Source organism: Embleya sp. NPDC025285 (assembly GCF_055558835.1).
Genome location: NZ_JBVHLU010000107.1, coordinates 19,644 through 34,800, shown reverse-complemented (window position 1 = coordinate 34,800; position 15,157 = coordinate 19,644). Strand labels below are relative to the sequence as shown.

At 71.8% G+C, this 15,157-nt stretch carries 12 protein-coding genes and 1 pseudogene; 6 read left to right on the top strand and 7 right to left on the bottom strand.

Features of this window, described 5'->3' with window-relative positions:
• Nucleotides 1-1,986 (top strand): M28 family metallopeptidase (locus tag ACZ4FV_RS42855; RefSeq protein WP_465326201.1); only part of this gene is annotated, 1,986 nt, incomplete at its 5' end.
• Between the two features lie 97 nt (nucleotides 1,987-2,083).
• Here the strand turns inward: ACZ4FV_RS42855 and ACZ4FV_RS42850 are convergent.
• On the bottom strand, nucleotides 2,084-2,551 hold the full coding sequence (locus tag ACZ4FV_RS42850) for a MarR family winged helix-turn-helix transcriptional regulator (RefSeq protein WP_331771555.1): 468 nt from the start codon (nucleotides 2,549-2,551) through the stop codon (nucleotides 2,084-2,086).
• A gap of 111 nt (nucleotides 2,552-2,662) precedes the next feature.
• On the opposite strand from ACZ4FV_RS42850, the gene ACZ4FV_RS42845 reads away from it, so the two are divergent.
• Nucleotides 2,663-3,229 carry a DoxX family protein gene (locus tag ACZ4FV_RS42845; RefSeq protein WP_395871303.1) on the top strand — a complete coding sequence of 189 codons (567 nt, stop codon included), beginning with the start codon at nucleotides 2,663-2,665 and terminating at the stop codon, nucleotides 3,227-3,229.
• Nucleotides 3,230-3,384: 155 nt separating this feature from the next.
• Here ACZ4FV_RS42845 and ACZ4FV_RS42840 read toward each other — a convergent pair whose 3' ends face one another.
• Nucleotides 3,385-4,125, bottom strand: a complete 741-nt coding sequence (locus ACZ4FV_RS42840) for a hypothetical protein (protein ID WP_402232782.1) — start codon at nucleotides 4,123-4,125, stop codon at nucleotides 3,385-3,387.
• A gap of 392 nt (nucleotides 4,126-4,517) precedes the next feature.
• Between ACZ4FV_RS42840 and ACZ4FV_RS42835 the strand changes: the two genes are divergently transcribed.
• The 3 genes from ACZ4FV_RS42835 (at nucleotide 4,518) to ACZ4FV_RS42825 (ending at nucleotide 8,463) form a co-directional block, all read left to right on the top strand.
• The gene (locus tag ACZ4FV_RS42835) at nucleotides 4,518-4,787 is read left to right on the top strand and encodes a heavy-metal-associated domain-containing protein (protein ID WP_402232780.1); all 270 of its coding nucleotides are present in this window, start codon (nucleotides 4,518-4,520) and stop codon (nucleotides 4,785-4,787) included.
• A 154-nt stretch (nucleotides 4,788-4,941) separates the two neighbouring features.
• Nucleotides 4,942-5,931 carry a hypothetical protein gene (locus ACZ4FV_RS42830; protein WP_465326197.1) on the top strand — a complete coding sequence of 330 codons (990 nt, stop codon included), beginning with the start codon at nucleotides 4,942-4,944 and terminating at the stop codon, nucleotides 5,929-5,931.
• 222 nt (nucleotides 5,932-6,153) lie between these two features.
• On the top strand, nucleotides 6,154-8,463 hold the full coding sequence (locus ACZ4FV_RS42825) for a heavy metal translocating P-type ATPase (RefSeq protein WP_395871311.1): 2,310 nt from the start codon (nucleotides 6,154-6,156) through the stop codon (nucleotides 8,461-8,463).
• 199 nt (nucleotides 8,464-8,662) lie between these two features.
• Here ACZ4FV_RS42825 and ACZ4FV_RS42820 read toward each other — a convergent pair whose 3' ends face one another.
• Nucleotides 8,663-9,451, bottom strand: coding sequence for a VOC family protein (locus ACZ4FV_RS42820; protein WP_395871313.1), 789 nt, complete (start codon nucleotides 9,449-9,451; stop codon nucleotides 8,663-8,665).
• A 295-nt stretch (nucleotides 9,452-9,746) separates the two neighbouring features.
• On the opposite strand from ACZ4FV_RS42820, the pseudogene ACZ4FV_RS42815 reads away from it, so the two are divergent.
• Nucleotides 9,747-10,070 (top strand): annotated as a pseudogene (locus ACZ4FV_RS42815) (oxidoreductase); the annotation flags it as partial.
• A gap of 65 nt (nucleotides 10,071-10,135) precedes the next feature.
• Here ACZ4FV_RS42815 and ACZ4FV_RS42810 read toward each other — a convergent pair.
• The 4 genes from ACZ4FV_RS42810 to ACZ4FV_RS42795 are packed head-to-tail and all read right to left on the bottom strand — an operon-like array spanning nucleotide 10,136 to nucleotide 15,142.
• Nucleotides 10,136-11,737, bottom strand: a complete 1,602-nt coding sequence (locus ACZ4FV_RS42810) for an ABC transporter ATP-binding protein (protein ID WP_465326193.1) — start codon at nucleotides 11,735-11,737, stop codon at nucleotides 10,136-10,138.
• Entirely contained in the window at nucleotides 11,734-12,591 is an 858-nt protein-coding gene (locus ACZ4FV_RS42805; RefSeq protein ID WP_465326190.1) for an ABC transporter permease, read from the bottom strand. Before ACZ4FV_RS42805 ends, ACZ4FV_RS42810 begins: the two co-directional genes overlap by 4 nt.
• Nucleotides 12,588-13,541 carry an ABC transporter permease gene (locus tag ACZ4FV_RS42800; RefSeq protein WP_465326188.1) on the bottom strand — a complete coding sequence of 318 codons (954 nt, stop codon included), beginning with the start codon at nucleotides 13,539-13,541 and terminating at the stop codon, nucleotides 12,588-12,590. Before ACZ4FV_RS42800 ends, ACZ4FV_RS42805 begins: the two co-directional genes overlap by 4 nt.
• Nucleotides 13,538-15,142 (bottom strand): ABC transporter substrate-binding protein, encoded by a 1,605-nt coding sequence (locus ACZ4FV_RS42795; RefSeq protein ID WP_395871320.1) that lies wholly within the window; start codon nucleotides 15,140-15,142, stop codon nucleotides 13,538-13,540. The genes ACZ4FV_RS42800 and ACZ4FV_RS42795 overlap by 4 nt, the downstream gene beginning before the upstream one ends.
• Nucleotides 15,143-15,157: the final 15 nt, after the last annotated feature.

Here is a 15,157-nt window from a genome sequence, read left to right as displayed (position 1 = left end):
AACAAGACCAAGGCCGCCTGGGACGCCGTCAGCGTCCCCGCCCAACCCAACGACCCCACCTGCACCGGCGGCCCGGGCCAGAACGACTTCTCGATCAACGTCAACCCGACCTCGGGCACCGTGGTACCGAACGGAACCGTCTCGACCACGGTCGGCACCATCACGTCCAGCGGCTCGGCGCAGTCCGTCGCGCTGTCCGTCGCCGGTCTGCCGAGTGGTGTGACCGGTCAGTTCAACCCGCCCACCGTCCAGTCCGGTGGCACCTCGACGCTGACCCTGACGGCGGGTGCGACGCCGACGGCCGGCACCTACACGGTGACGGTGACCGGTACCGGTAGCGTCACGCACACCGCGCAGTACACGCTGACGGTGACCGGTCCGGGGAACCCGACCGATCCGCCGAACATCAGCGTGGCCAACGTGCAGGCGCACCTGTCCCAGTTCGGCACGATCGCCTCGCAGAACGGCGGCAACCGCCGCTCGGGCACCGGCGGTTACACCGCGTCGCTGGCGTACGTGAAGGGCAAGCTCCAGGCGGCAGGCTTCACGGTCACCGAGCAGACCTGCACCTCCTGCACCTACCGCGCCAACAACCTGATCGCCGACTGGCCGGGCGGCCCCGCCGACTCGATCGTCATGTTCGGCGCCCACCTGGACGGCGTCTCCGCCGGACCCGGCATCAACGACAACGGCTCCGGCTCCGCCACCCTCCTGGAGAACGCCCTCGCGCTCGCCCAGGCCAACCCGACGCTCAGCAAGCATGTGCGCTTCGGCTGGTGGGCAGGCGAGGAACAGGGCCTGCAGGGCTCGCAGTTCTACGTCGGTCAGCTCAGCTCCACCCAGCGCAGCGCGATCAAGGGCTACTACAACTTCGACATGGTCGGCTCGCCCAACGGCGGCTACTTCATCAACAACATCAACTCCACCACCGCCGCGCCGATGAAGGCGTACTGGGACACGCTGAACCTGCGTCCCGAGGAGAACGTCGAGGGCCAGGGCCGATCCGACGACTACTCCTTCCAGCAGGGCGGCATCCCCACCTCCGGCTACGCGGCCGGCGCCGACGCCCGCAAGACCTCGGCACAGGCCACGAAGTGGGGCGGCCAGGCGAACACTTCCTACGACTCCTGCTACCACTCCGCGTGTGACACCACCGCCAACATCAACGCGACGGTCCTCGACCGCAGCGCCGACGGTGTCGCCTACACCATCTGGAAGACGGCGGTCGGCGGACCCGCGCCCACCAACGACTTCTCGATCGCGGTCACGCCCGGCGCGGGCAACGTGCCCTCCGCCGGCGGCAGCGCCACGACGACCGTGAACACGACCACCACGAGCGGCACCGCGCAGACCGTGGCGTTGAGCGCCAATGGCGCGCCCAGCGGCGTCGGGGTGACCTTCAACCCGACGTCCGTACAGTCCGGGGCATCCTCGACCGCCACCATCACGGTCGCGGCCGGCACCACGCCCGGCACGTACCCGATCACCATCACCGGCACCGGCTCGGTCGTGCACTCGACCACCTACACGCTGACCGTCGGCAACACCAACCCGGGCAACGCGCTCCAGAACGGCGGCTTCGAGCAGGGCACCGCCAACTGGACGCAGGACGCCACCATCATCACCAACAGCAGCCAGGCCACCGCGCACGGCGGCAGCTGGTACGCCTGGATGATGGGTTACGGCCGCACGGCCACCGAGAACGTCACCCAGTCCAACATCACCGTCCCGGCCGGCACCTCGCTCCGCCTGTGGGTCAAGATCACCACACAGGAAGTTGGCTCGACGGTCTACGACACGCTCAAGGTCCAGGTCAACGGCACGACCCTGGCCACCTACTCCAACGCCAACGCCACCGGCACCTACGTCCAGAAGACTGTCGACCTGAGTGCCTACGCGGGCCAGACGGTCACTCTCCGGTTCGCCGGTTCCGAGGACGAATCCGCCACGACCACCTTCTACGTGGACGACGTCAGCATCTCCTGACCCGTCCCCGATCGCTCGTCCGATGATCGGCGCCCCGCTCCCGACACCTCATCCGGGAGCGGGGCGCCTCGTCGTGCGAACCCGGTCGCGGCGCCGCTCAGCCGCGGTCGTGTGCCCGTAGTCGCCGGCCGACCGTGCCCAACGCCTCTGCCAGGAGCGCGAGTTGCTCGCGATCCAAGACATCGATGAGGACTTCGCGGACCCGCTCCACATGCGCGGGCGCGGCGCCGCGCAACCGCTCGGATCCCTGCTCCGTGAGCACCGCGAAGACGCCGCGCGCCTGGTCGGGACACTGCCGCCGACGGACCAGGCCGAGCTTCTCGAGTTGGGCGACCTGATAGGTGATCCCGCTCTTGGAGGTGATCAGGCGTTCGGCCAGCTCCGCCATCCGCAGTTCCCCGTCGGACGCGGCGGACAGGTGCACGAGGATCTCGTACTGCGGATGGGAGAGGCCGGCCTCGTCCTTGAGTTGGCGCTCCAGTGCCCGGTCCACGCGGTGGCCGGCCTCGACGAAGCTCTGCCACGCCGCCATCTCGAGGTCGTCCAACCACCGCGGTTCACTCATGCGCGCCAGCCTACTGAGCTTGTCGAAGGCGGGGTCGGGCTGTAGCGTCGAAGTAGTTCAAATTTGAACTGCCTATCGTCCGACGACCTCGCATCGACAGGAGACACCCGCATGTCCTCCCCCGCCGAGACGACCCTCCGCAGCCTCGACCGGTCCACCGGCACCGCGTCGCCGACCGCGCCCGGCCCGTCCCTGCACGGATACGACCTGGGGTTGTTCCTGCTGCGCGTCGTGGTCGGCCTGACCATGGCCGCGCACGGCTCCCAGAAGCTCTTCGGCTGGTTCGACGGCGCCGGCCTCGACGGCACCGGCCAGTTCTTCACGATGAGCGGCTACCCGTCCGGCAAGGCGATGGCCACGGTGGCCGGACTCACCGAGACCTTCGGTGGCCTGGCCCTGGTCGCCGGCCTGTGCACCCCACTGGCCGCCGCCGCGATCGTGGGCACCATGATCAACGCGGTCGCGGTCAAGTGGGACGGCGGCTTCTTCGCGCCGAGCGGCGTCGAGTACGAACTGCTGCTCACCTCGGCCGCCGCCGCGCTCGCCCTCACCGGCCCGGGCCGGCTGGCCGTGGACCGCTTCCTGCCGGTCCTGCGCGCGCACCGTCTCGCCTACGGCATCGCCGCCGTTGCCGTCGGTGCGGTCACCGCCGGCGTCATCCTGATGCTGCGCGACTGACGCCGGCGATCGCCGGGCCCGAGGCCCAGGCCCGTCGCTCGGGCCTGGGTCTCGGGCCTGGGTCTCGGGCCTGGGTCTCGGGCCTGGGTCTCGGGCTTGGATCTCGGGCTTGGATCTCGGGCTTGGATCTCCGGCCTCGGCCTCGGGTCCGGGCCTCAGGTCTGCGTGTTCGCGGTGGGAGCCGTAGGGGCTCCACCGCGCTCCAGCGCCTCCGGGTCGATCACCTGATCGGCCGGCGGCGCGGTGGGTGTGCACTTCTGCGCGCCCCTGGTGAGGTTCAGCTTCATCGTCACACTGCCCGAGACGGTGACCAGCGTCGGGAAGGGCTCGCCCTTCTCCGGGACGTGCAGCGTCACCGTGTTGCCCTTGGCGTTCTTCTTGCTGAGCGGGACCAACTTCCTGCCGTCCACCGTGACGACCTCGCCCTTGACCACACCCTCGGCGGAGCCCTGGAAGAAGTCGCTCATTCCACCGACGCTCCCGTCCTGGCCGTCCTCGCCCTTGGCGGGAGTCTTCACGTACCGGCCCGCGAACAGCTTGCTCATCAGAACCGCCTGCGGGCCCTGCTCCGCCAAGGCCTTGGCCCAGAAGTCGGGTTCGGCCTTCATGTAGACGAACGTACCGATCAGGACGATGTCCACAGGCGATCCGTCGACCTTCATCGTGCCCTGCAGGTCGGCGTTCCGCAGGCAGACGTCCACGTCCTGCTTCCTGCCCTGGTTGTCGCCACCGCCGACCATCTTCACATCGTCGGCCTTGCGCAGCCGGGCCAGCGCGTCGTCGGCCAGCGCCTTCGCGTCCTTGTCCGCGTTGGACTTCTCCGAGCCGCCGTCGCAGGCCGCCAGACCGGCGATGGCGAGAGCGACGACGGCCGAGACAACGGCCGTACGGATCATGCGCATGGTGCTCCTTGACGCGATCTGAAGCAGGGGCGGTCGCCCGGCCGCTTCGGCGGGCCACACCGTCCCCGTGACGATCACCAGACTCACAGGTTTCGTCCCCTCGGCGACACCCTTGTTCTCGGCACCCTGACGCGCCCCGGGTTGCCGAACATCGGCAATGTCGAACGGACCTGCGCCGGCCCCTGTCCGAGACGCCCCGACAGGCCCGAAACGTCTTGCCCGACATCTGCGGCAACGTGCCCGACGAGGCGCTCGCCACCACCGAGAACCCACTCCGGATCGGCCTCGACGGGTTGACTACATACCTAGGGGGGGTATGTTGTTAACCGAAGCCGCCGACCGGAGCGCATCCGGTGCGGCGGATCCGAGAACCTGGAGGCTTCGCCATGGGCACGTCCACGTCCACCGTCACCGCGACCTACACCGTCACCGGCATGACCTGCGGGCACTGCGTCTCGTCGGTCCGGACCGAGGTCGGTCGGATCGACGGCGTCACCGACGTCGGGGTCGACCTCGCGAGCGGCACCGTCACCGTGACCGCAGGTACCACGATCGACGACGCGGCCGTCGCGGCGGCGATCGACGAGGCCGGCTACGAGCTCGTTGCCCCCGCGACGCCGGCGGCGGGCGCGAGCTGCTGCGGCAGCTGCCACTGACCGGCCCGGGAGGGCGCCCGCCCGCGGCGCCCTCCCGGCCGGTGCGGCCGGCAACCGCCGACGAGCGGGCCCTGCGGCCCGACGCGACCCCGAACCGGATTCCGATCCCGAACCCGGCTTCGGTCCCGACCGACCGATCGACCGAGGAGAGACCATGAACACGGCAGTCAAGGTCGGCGCGTTCGGCGCCGGCATCGTCCTGGCCTTCGGCGCCGCGTTCGGCGTGGGCCACGCGGTCGGCCCGATCGGCTCCGACCCGGCGCCCGCGCACGGTGGACACGGCGCCGACGCACGCGGCGGCGAGCAGGCCCCCGGTGCGACCGGCGTCAAGCCCGCCGCCGCCGAAGCGCCCGGTGGACTCCAGGTGTCCGAACGCGGCTACACCCTCGCCGCGCCCGCCGAACCGCTTCCGGTCGGCACCCGAACCGACTTCCGATTCCGCGTGCTCGGCCCGGACGGCCGCCTGTGGACCCGCTACGACCGCGCCCACGAGCAGGACCTGCACCTGATCGTGGCCCGCCGCGACCTGTCCGGCTTCCAGCACGTGCACCCCACACTCGGGCCGGACGGCACCTGGAGCGTCCCGCTGACCTTCGCGACCGCCGGCACGTACCGCGTGTTCGCCGACTTCGCCCCCACCGGGGACCCCGGCGGCCCGCTCACTCTCGGCGCCGACGTGGTCGTGGCCGGCTCCTACGAACCGGCCGCGCTCCCCGCGCCCACTCGCACCGCGACGGTCGACGGATACACCGTGACCCTGGCCGGCGACCTGTCCGCGACCGGCTCCTCCGCGCTCACCCTGAACGTGAGCAGGGACGGCCGCCCCGTCACCGACCTCCAGCCCTACCTCGGCGCGTACGGCCACCTGGTCGCCCTGCGCCAAGGCGACCTCGCCTACCTGCACGTACATCCCCAGGGCGCGCCCGGCGACGGCAAGACCCCCGCGGGTCCCGGCATCGGCTTCCACGCCCAGGCCCCCAGCGCGGGCAACTACCGGCTCTACCTGGACTTCCGGCACGAGGGAACGGTCCGCACCGCCGAGTTCACCGTGACCGTGGGCGCTGCGACCGTCGCGCAGGCACCCCCGATCGCCCCGACCTCGTCGCCCGCCCCGGAAGCGGAACACGGCGAACACGCGCACTGACCGAGCACCACGAGCGTGCGCACCGAGCCGGGCAAAGACGCGCACCATGCCGGGTAAGCCGGGGCACCGAAGGATCCACCGAGCGGCGAAGTCGAGGCCGACACTTGCACTCCGCATACCCCCTAGGGGTATATTGAGAGTGTGATCGCGGGCCTGCACCGGCCGCCACCGCCCCGGGCCCGCGACGGCCACACCGCACCACGACACGAGAAGGAGAGGGCGATGAGTTCGAGCACCGAGACCTCGGCGCCGCAGGACACCGGGCAGATCGAGTTGTCGATCGGCGGCATGACCTGCGCCTCGTGCGCGATGCGCATCGAGAAGCGGCTCAACAAGCTCGACGGCGTGACCGCGACGGTCAACTACGCCACCGAGAAGGCCAAGGTCACCTACGCCGGCGACATCGCGCCGACCGACCTGGTCGCCCAGGTCGAGGCCGCCGGCTACACCGCCGAGCTGCCCGCCCCGCCCAAGACCGCCGGCAGCACCGGCGAACCGGCGCCGGACGCGGACCCGGACGGGGGCAGGGTCCGCGCCCTGCGCGATCGGCTGCTCGTCTCCGTCGTGCTGACCGTGCCGGTGATCGCGATGGCGATGGTCCCGGCCCTGCAGTTCACCAACTGGCAGTGGTTGTCCCTCGCCCTGGCCTGGCCGGTCGTCGCCTTCGGCGCCTGGCCGTTCCACAAGGCCGCGTGGACCAACCTGCGGCACGGCACGTCGACCATGGACACCCTGGTGTCCATGGGCACCCTCGCGGCGCTCGCGTGGTCGGTGTACGCCCTCTTCTGGGGCACCGCCGGCACGCCCGGAATGACCCACGCGTTCTCCTTCGCCATCGAACGCGGCGACGGAGCGGGCAACATCTACCTCGAAGCCGCCGCCGGGGTGACCACGTTCATCCTCGCCGGCCGCTACTTCGAGGCCCGCGCCAAGCGCCGCTCCGGCGCCGCGCTCAAGGCACTGCTCGAGCTCGGCGCCCGGGACGTGGCCGTGTTGCGGAACGGGCGCGAGGAACGGGTCCGGGTCGAGGAGTTGGTCGTCGGAGACCTGTTCGTGGTGCGCCCGGGCGAGAAGATCGCCACCGACGGCGTGATCGAGCAGGGCACCTCGGCCGTGGACGCCTCGATGCTCACCGGCGAATCCGTCCCCGTGGAGGTACGCCCCGGCGACGTCGTCACCGGCGCCACCGTCAACGCCGGCGGCCGGTTGGTGGTCCGCACCACCCGGATCGGCGCCGACACCCAACTCGCCCGGATGGCCCGCCTGGTCGAGGACGCGCAGAACGGCAAGGCGCAGGTGCAGCGCCTGGCCGACAAGGTCTCCGGCATCTTCGTGCCGATCGTCATCGCGCTGGCCGCCGCCACTCTCGGCTTCTGGTGGGGCACCGGGCAGGGCGTCGCCGGCGCGTTCACCGCCGCCGTCGCCGTGCTGATCATCGCCTGCCCGTGCGCCCTGGGCCTGGCCACCCCGACCGCGCTCATGGTCGGCACCGGGCGCGGCGCGCAACTGGGCATCCTGATCAAGGGCCCCGAGATGTTGGAGTCCACCCGCCGCGTGGACACCGTCGTCCTGGACAAGACCGGCACCGTCACCACCGGCCGGATGACCCTGCTGGAGACCCACCTCGCCGCCGACGAGCGGATCGAGGAGGTGCTGCGGCTCGCGGGTGCCCTGGAGAACGCCTCCGAGCACCCGATCGCCCAGGCCATCGCCAAGGGCGCGAGCGAGCGCGTCGGCGACCTGCCCGACCCCGAGGACTTCGCCAACGTCGAGGGGCTCGGCGTCCAGGGCATCGTCGAGGGCCACGCGGTGCTGGTCGGCCGCACCCGGCTGCTCACCGAGTGGGCCCTGGACCTTCCCGTCGACCTCGAACGCGCCATGGCCGACGCCGAGGCGCTCGGCCGGACCGCCGTCGCGGTGGCCTGGGACGGAAAGGCCCGCGCCGTCCTGGTCGTCGCCGACGCGGTCAAGCCCACTTCCGCCGAGGCCATCCGCCGCTTCCGCGAGCTGGGCCTGACCCCGATCCTGCTCACCGGCGACAACACCACCGTCGCCCGCACCGTCGCCGCGCAGGTGGGCATCGATCCGGAGCACGTGTACGCCGAGGTTATGCCGCAGGACAAGGTCGACGTGGTCACCCGGCTCCGGGCCGAGGGCCGGATCGTGGCCATGGTCGGCGACGGCGTCAACGACGCCGCGGCGCTGGCCACGGCCGACCTCGGTCTGGCCATGGGCACCGGTACCGACGTGGCGATCGAGGCCGCCGACCTGACCCTGGTCCGCGGCGACCTGCGGGCCGCCGCCGACGCCATCCGGCTCGCCCGCAAGACCCTGGCCACCATCAAGTCCAACCTGTTCTGGGCGTTCGCCTACAACGTCGCCGCCCTACCGCTCGCCGCCGCCGGCCTGCTCAACCCGATGCTCGCCGGTGCCGCGATGGCCTTCAGTTCGGTCTTCGTGATCAGCAACAGCCTTCGCCTGCGCGGCTTCAAGGCACTCGCCGACGAAGGCCCCGCCACGAACGCGGCCTGAACCACCTGCACGACCCGACCCCCGCCGGCGCCCGCCGGCGGGGGTCGGCCTGGGTCGGGTGGGCGCCGGGGTCCGGATCCTTCGACCGGCCGCCCACACCACCGCGGCCCTCGGTGACCTCCGCTGCCGGCAGCACACCGACCGAACAGCCGTGCGCTCGGCATCCGTTGCGGATGCCGAGCGCATGAGGGGGTGACGGTCAGGACGGTGCGGGAGCCGTCGCGTTGATCACCGCGAAGGCGCCGCCCTGCGGGTCCTGGACCACGGCCATCCGACCCGCCATCATGTCGAACGGCGGCTTGAGCACATTGCCGCCGGCCCGGATCAGCGCGTCCACCGTGCTGTCGGTGTCGTCGACGGAGAAGTACGTCAGCCAGTGCGCGGGCGTACCGGGCGGCAACCGGTCCAGCCCCTGCATGCCGCCGATCACCCGGCCGCTCGCACTCAGCGACGAGTAGCCCTCGGCACCCTCCATCTCGGCGGCCTCCAGGCCCACCGCGGCCGAGTAGAACGAGGACGCGGCGGCGGTGTCGCCGGTGTTGAGCTCGCTCCAGATCACCGCGCCGGGCTCGTTGACCACCTCCGCGCCGCCGAAGTCCCGTGCCTGCCAGATCCCGAACACGGCGCCCGTGGGGTCGGCGATCACGCCCATCCGGCCGAGCGTCATCACGTCCATCACCGGCATCACCACCGTGCCGCCGGCCTTCGTGACCGCCTGTTGGGTGGCGTCCGCGTCGGTGGTGGCCAGGTAGGTGGTCCACGCGGGCGGCGGAACCTCCCCGCCGTCCGGGGACATCGCGGCCATGATGCCCGCGACCGGCTTCCCGTTCAGCAGGCACACCGAATAGCCGCCGGTCTCCGGCGGCCCGACCTCGCCCTGCCAGCCGAACAGATCGCGGTAGAAGTCGAGGGCGGCTTGCTGGTCGGGGACCATCAGGTCGACCCAACAGGGGGTGCCGGGCACGTAGGGCTTGGTGACCACGGGCATGACGTGAACCTCCAGAGAAACCGACAAGGAACGCCCCCGTCCCCTCATCGTCGGCGCCCTCGGCACGGCCCGCCACCGACGTGACCCATTCGTCCATGCGGTGCGTCGTGCGTGTGCGAGGTCTTGCCGATACACCGTATTCAATGTGTACATTGTCTACTACGGATACAACGTACGCACAGTTGTCGCCGGCCATGAGTCGTCCGCCACAGGTTCCGTCGACCACGGGGTGCCACCGGCCGTCGACGCCGTCAGCCATACGTCGGCCACCGTGTCGCCGGCCCAGGAAGAACACGTGACCAGCCACCCGCCGACCACGACCGTCGATCAGGTCCAACCGCTGTTCCGCCCGTTCGCCGTTGGCGGTCTGGAACTGTCCAATCGCATCGTGATGGCCCCGATGACCCGCGGGTTCTCGCCCGGCGGGGTACCCGGGGCCGATGTCGCCGACTACTACGCCCGCCGCGCCGCCGGTGGCACCGCGCTGATCGTCACCGAGGGCACGTACATCGACCACGCCACCGCCGGATGGGGCGAGCGTGTGCCCCGCTTCCACGGCGAGGACGCCCTCGCGGGCCGGCAACAGGTCGCGCGGGCCGTGCACGGCGGGAGGGGCGCACCGACCTGGACGGCCTGCTCGTCCGCCTCGATCGCGACGAGTTCGACCTGATCGCCGTCGGCCGCTCACTCCTGGCCGACCCGGGATGGGCCGAGAAGATCCGTACCGGGAGACCCGACCAGGTCACCCCTTTCACCCGGCCCCTCCTGGGCACCCTGCACTGACCCGACATCGGCGGCGGCCCGCACCAGCAGGCCGGTGAAAGCGTGCGCCGGCTCGGTCAGGACTCGCCGCGTCGGGCCGTGTTCGACCACCCGCCCGTGCTCCAGGACCGCGATGCGATCGCCGAGCAGGCCTGCGGCGGCCAGGTCGTGGGTGATGAACACCAGGCTCAGCTCGGCGTGTTCGCGCAATCGCCCGAGCAGGTCCAGGATCGCGATCCGGGTCGGAGCGTCCAGACCCGAGGTGATCTCGTCGCAGACCAGCACCCGGGGCCGGGCGAGCAGCGCGCGGGCCAGCGCGGCGCGCTGCACCTCGCCTCCGGACAACGCGCCCGGCCGGCGGCCCGCGGTGTCGGGCGGCAGCCCCAACTCGCCCAGCGTGCCCAGCGCCTGCGCGCGGGCCTCGTCCGGCTCGACACCGCGCAACCGGACCGCCGTGCGGGCCACCTGCTCGAACACCGGCCGATATTCGTCGAAGGAGGCCCGCGCGTCCTGGAACACATATTGCACGGCGGCCAGTTCGGCGCGGGTACGGGTGCGCAGGCTGCGTCGCAGCGGCGTACCGTCGAGCAGGACCCGCCCGTCGTAGCGGCTGTGCAGCCCGGTCACACAGCGCCCCAGGGTGGTCTTGCCACTGCCGGAACGTCCGACCAGGGCCAGGCATTCCCCCGCTTCCACCGACACGCTCACCCCGTGCAGGACGGCGCTCGCCCCGCCCGCGCGGTGCCGGGCGACCACGTCGCGCACCTCCAGGCGGGGCACGGCCGCCGTCCGGGTCGAGGGCACCGGCCGGTTCGGCCGATCCGCGAGCCCGTCCGGCCGCCGCGCGGTGAGCGACACCCGGGCCGGTGGACCGGACTCGACCACCCGCCCGGGCGCCAACACCACCACGTCGTCGGCCAGTCGGCGCACCACGTCGAGGTCGTGGCTGAGCAGGATCACGGCGATGCCCTGTCCGGCCACCGCCGCCAACCGCTCGACCACCCCCTGCTTGGTGAGCGCGTCCTGCCCCGTGGTGGGCTCGTCGGCGACCACGGCGCGGGCCCCGAGCAGGAGAGCCTGGGCCAGCACCACCCGCTGCTGTTGCCCGCCGGAGAGCTGATGCGGGAAACGCCGCACCATCTCCTCCGGATCCGGGATCCGAGCCGCCCGCAGCGCGTCGTACACCCGTGTCCGGATCGCCGCGCGCCCGCCTCCCGCGGGCCGGGCGATGTCGCGCAGCAGCGCCCCGACCCGACGGGCCGGGTTGAGCGCGGCGGCGGGATGTTGCGGGATGTAGCCCACGGGACCCTCGCCGGTGACCCGTATCTCGCCCGTCACCCGGGCGCCGGGCGGGAATTCGCCGAGCAGGGCCAGTCCCGTGGTGGTCTTGCCGCTGCCGGACGCGCCCACGAGCGCGGTGATCCGCCCGGCGCGCGCGGTCAGGCTCACCCCGTCCACGATCGCCCGACCGCCGACCTCCACCCGCAACTCGGATACCGACACCACCGGTTCCGGATCACTCATCGGTGCTCTCCCGTCCGCTCTCGGGGTCCTTGCAGCGCAGCGTCGAACAGCAGATTCGTGCCCATCGACAGCGCCACGATCAGCGCCGCGGGTACCACCACCGCCCACGGCTGGAGGAACAGGCCGACCCGGTTGCGGTCCACCATCACCGCCCAGTCCGAGGCGTCCGGTGCCACCCCCACGCCCAGGAAGGCGGCGGTCGCCACCAGGTACAGCGCTCCCGTCAGCCGCGTGCCCAGGTCGGCGGCGAGGGTACGCCGCATCGATCGGGCCACGTAGCCGACGGCGATCCGCCACCACGACTCGCCCTGCATGCGCAGCGCCTCCACCACCGGACGCGAGGCGATCTCGGTGGCCGCCGAGAACACCACGCGTGCCGCGTCGGGAACGGTCACCAGGGCCACCACCGGGACCAGTTCGCCCGGTCCCGGTCGGAACAGCGCGGCCACCAGCAGCACGAACAGCAGCGAGGGCACCGCGAGCAGCACGTCCAGTGGACGGATCAGCAGTTCCGCGAGCCAACTCCGTCCGCTCAACGCGGCGGCCAACCCCAGCGGGATCGCCACCAGATAGGCCAGCACGGTCGCGGCGACCGCCACGACCACCACCGAGCGCCCACCCAGCAACACCTGTCGCCAGACGTCGCGACCGGCGAAGTCGGTGCCCAGCCAGTGCCCTCGGCCGGTGGTGAAGGACACGGCCCGAGATTCGGGCGCTCCCGCGAACAGTGGCCCGAGCACCGCGAACAGCAGCGGCACGGCGATGAGTCCCAGCGCGAGCGCGTACCGCCACGCCATCCGCCGGCGGGAGTCGATTCCGTCGCGACGCCCGTCCCGGGCGGCCGGGTCGCTCATGCCGCGGCCTCCGCGCGCGGGGCGAGTCGGCGGGTGACCAGGTCGGCGCCGAGGTTGACCACGACGGTGATCACCCCGAACACCACCGCCAGACCCTGGATCACCGGGATGTCGCGCGCCGCGACCGCGTCGATCAGCACCGTGCCCAGTCCCGGGATCACGAACAGGGCCTCGACCACGATCACGCCGCTCAGCAACCAGTCGCAGGTCCGGGCGAGTTGCTGGCCCGCCGGGGCCAGCGCGTTGGGCAGGGCATGGGCCCAGCGCACCCGGGCCGCGGACAGGCCCTGCCGCCGGGCGTGCGCGACGTACGGCGACGCCATCGCGTCGATCATGCCCGCACGCACCAGACGACTGATCGTGCACACCGGCCGGGAGAGCAACACCAGCACCGGCAACACCAACACGGCCGGGTGCGCCCACGGATCGCCGCCGGTGCCGACGGCGGTGGGCGGCAACCAGCCCAGGCGCAGCGCGAACAGCGTGGTCAGCAGCACCCCCAGGGCGAACTCCGGGACCGCGTGCACGGCCGATGTCAACGCGCTCACGGTCCGGTCCAGCGGACCGCCCTCGCGGCGCGCTGCGAGCACGCCCAGCCCCACCGACAGCGGCACCAGCAGGATCGCGGTGACACCGGCCAGCGTCAGGGTCGGGCCGAACCCGTCGGCGAGCAGGTCGGTGACGGGACGACCGGAGATCAGCGACGTACCCAGATCGCCGCGTGCCAGGGCGCCGCACCAGTCGATCAGTCGCTCGGCGGCGGAGCGGTCCAGGCCCATGGACTCCCGGATCCGGGAGATTCGTTCCGGATCGGGCTGGTCGCCGGCCAGGGCCACCGCCGCGTCGCCGGGCAGCGCCTCGGTGAGCGCGAAGATCAGTACGACCAGCGCCGCCGTCTGCCCCACGCCCAGGAGCAGTCGGCGGCTCAGCCAGGTCCGGTCCGGGCTCACGCGAGCCAGACCCGGTCGAATCGGGCCCAGTCCAGGGTGTTGGCGGGCGCGGTCACCGCCACCCCGCGCACCCGGTTCGCGGTGGCCACGATCCAGTCCGCGAACCCCCAGATCAGGAAGCCGCCCTCGGCGTGCAGTCGGCGCTGCATGCGCTCGTAGAGCGCGGTGCGCAATCCCTCGTCGTGGGTGGATTGGATCTGCTGGTAGAGGTCGTCGAAGTCCTTCGCGTGCCACTGCGTGGCGTTGGTGGTGGACCCGCTCAACAGCCGCTGGGAGATGTGGGATTCGATGGGCATCGCGCCCGAGCGGTAGGAGGCCAGGGTGCCGCCGGTGAGGATGTCCTTCCAGTAGGTGTCCTTGTTGCCGACCCGGACCTCGACGGTCACCCCGGCCCTGGCGGCCTGTTCCTTGAAGATGCCGGCCGCCTCGACGAATCCGGTGGCGGCCGGCGCGGTGTCCAGGGTGACCCGCAGTCCCTCCGCGCCCGCCTCGCGCAACAGGTCGCGGGCCTTGGCGAGATCCTGGGTGCGTTGCGGGATGCCGGCCGCGTAGTAGCGGTATCCCTTGCCGAACAGGTCGTTGCCCACCTCGCCGGCGCCCGACAGCGCGCCGTCGACGAGTTCGCGACGGTCGGCGATCAGGAAGAACGCCTGCCGGACCCTGGGGTCGTGGAAGGGCGGCCGGTCGGTCTTCATCACGAAGCCCTGCATCGCGCTGTTGCGCAGCCGCAGCACGGTGATCCGGCCCTTGCCCTCGTGTACGCGCGCGGTGGCCGGGTTCAACTCGTGTGCGTACTCGACCTGTCCGCCCAGGAGCGCGTTGGTGCGCGCCGACTCCTCGCCGGCCACCACGAATTCCAGTTCGTTCAGGTGCGGCGCACCTTCCCAGTACCTCTCGTTGCGCCGCAGCAGGAGCGAGCTTCCGGGCTTGAACGAGACGAAGGTGAAGGGTCCCGAGCCCACCGGTCGTTCGAAGGAGTCCGCGTCCTTGGGCACGATGTAGGCGCCGAACGCGGCCAGGGTGTTGGGGAATTCCGCGTAGGGCCGTTTGAGGCGGAACTCCACCGTGCTCGGGTCCGGTGCCCGACTGGCGTCCAGGTCGATCGGTTCCAGTGACGCCTTCGCGCGGAACGCCCGCTTGGGGTCGGCGATGCGGCGGAAGCTGTACAGCACGTCCTCGGCGGTGACCGGCCGGCCGTCGTGGAAGGCGGCCGGGCGCAGCCGGACCCGCCAGGTGACCAGGCCGGGGTCCGCCTCCCAGCCGGCGGCCAGCCGGGGCACCGGGGCCAGATCCGCGCCGTAGTCGGCGAGTTTGTCGAACAGGGCCTTGGCCCGGGCCACGTCGACGAACAGATTGGCCAGGTGCGGATCGAGGTTCTCGTTGGCGCCACCCCCGGGGAAGGCCGCGCGCAGTCGGCCGCCCCGCCTGGGGGTGCCCTCGGCTTGGGCGCCGCCGGCGCGCGGGCCGGAATCGGCCGATCCGCCGCCCGCGCAACTCACCGCCAGGGTCAGTGCTCCGGCACCGCCGGCGGCGAGGAGGACGCGACGCGAGGTGCCGGGCGGGCGGTCGCCGATCGGTATGGCAGGACTGGTGCGACTCATGGGTCGTGCTCTCCG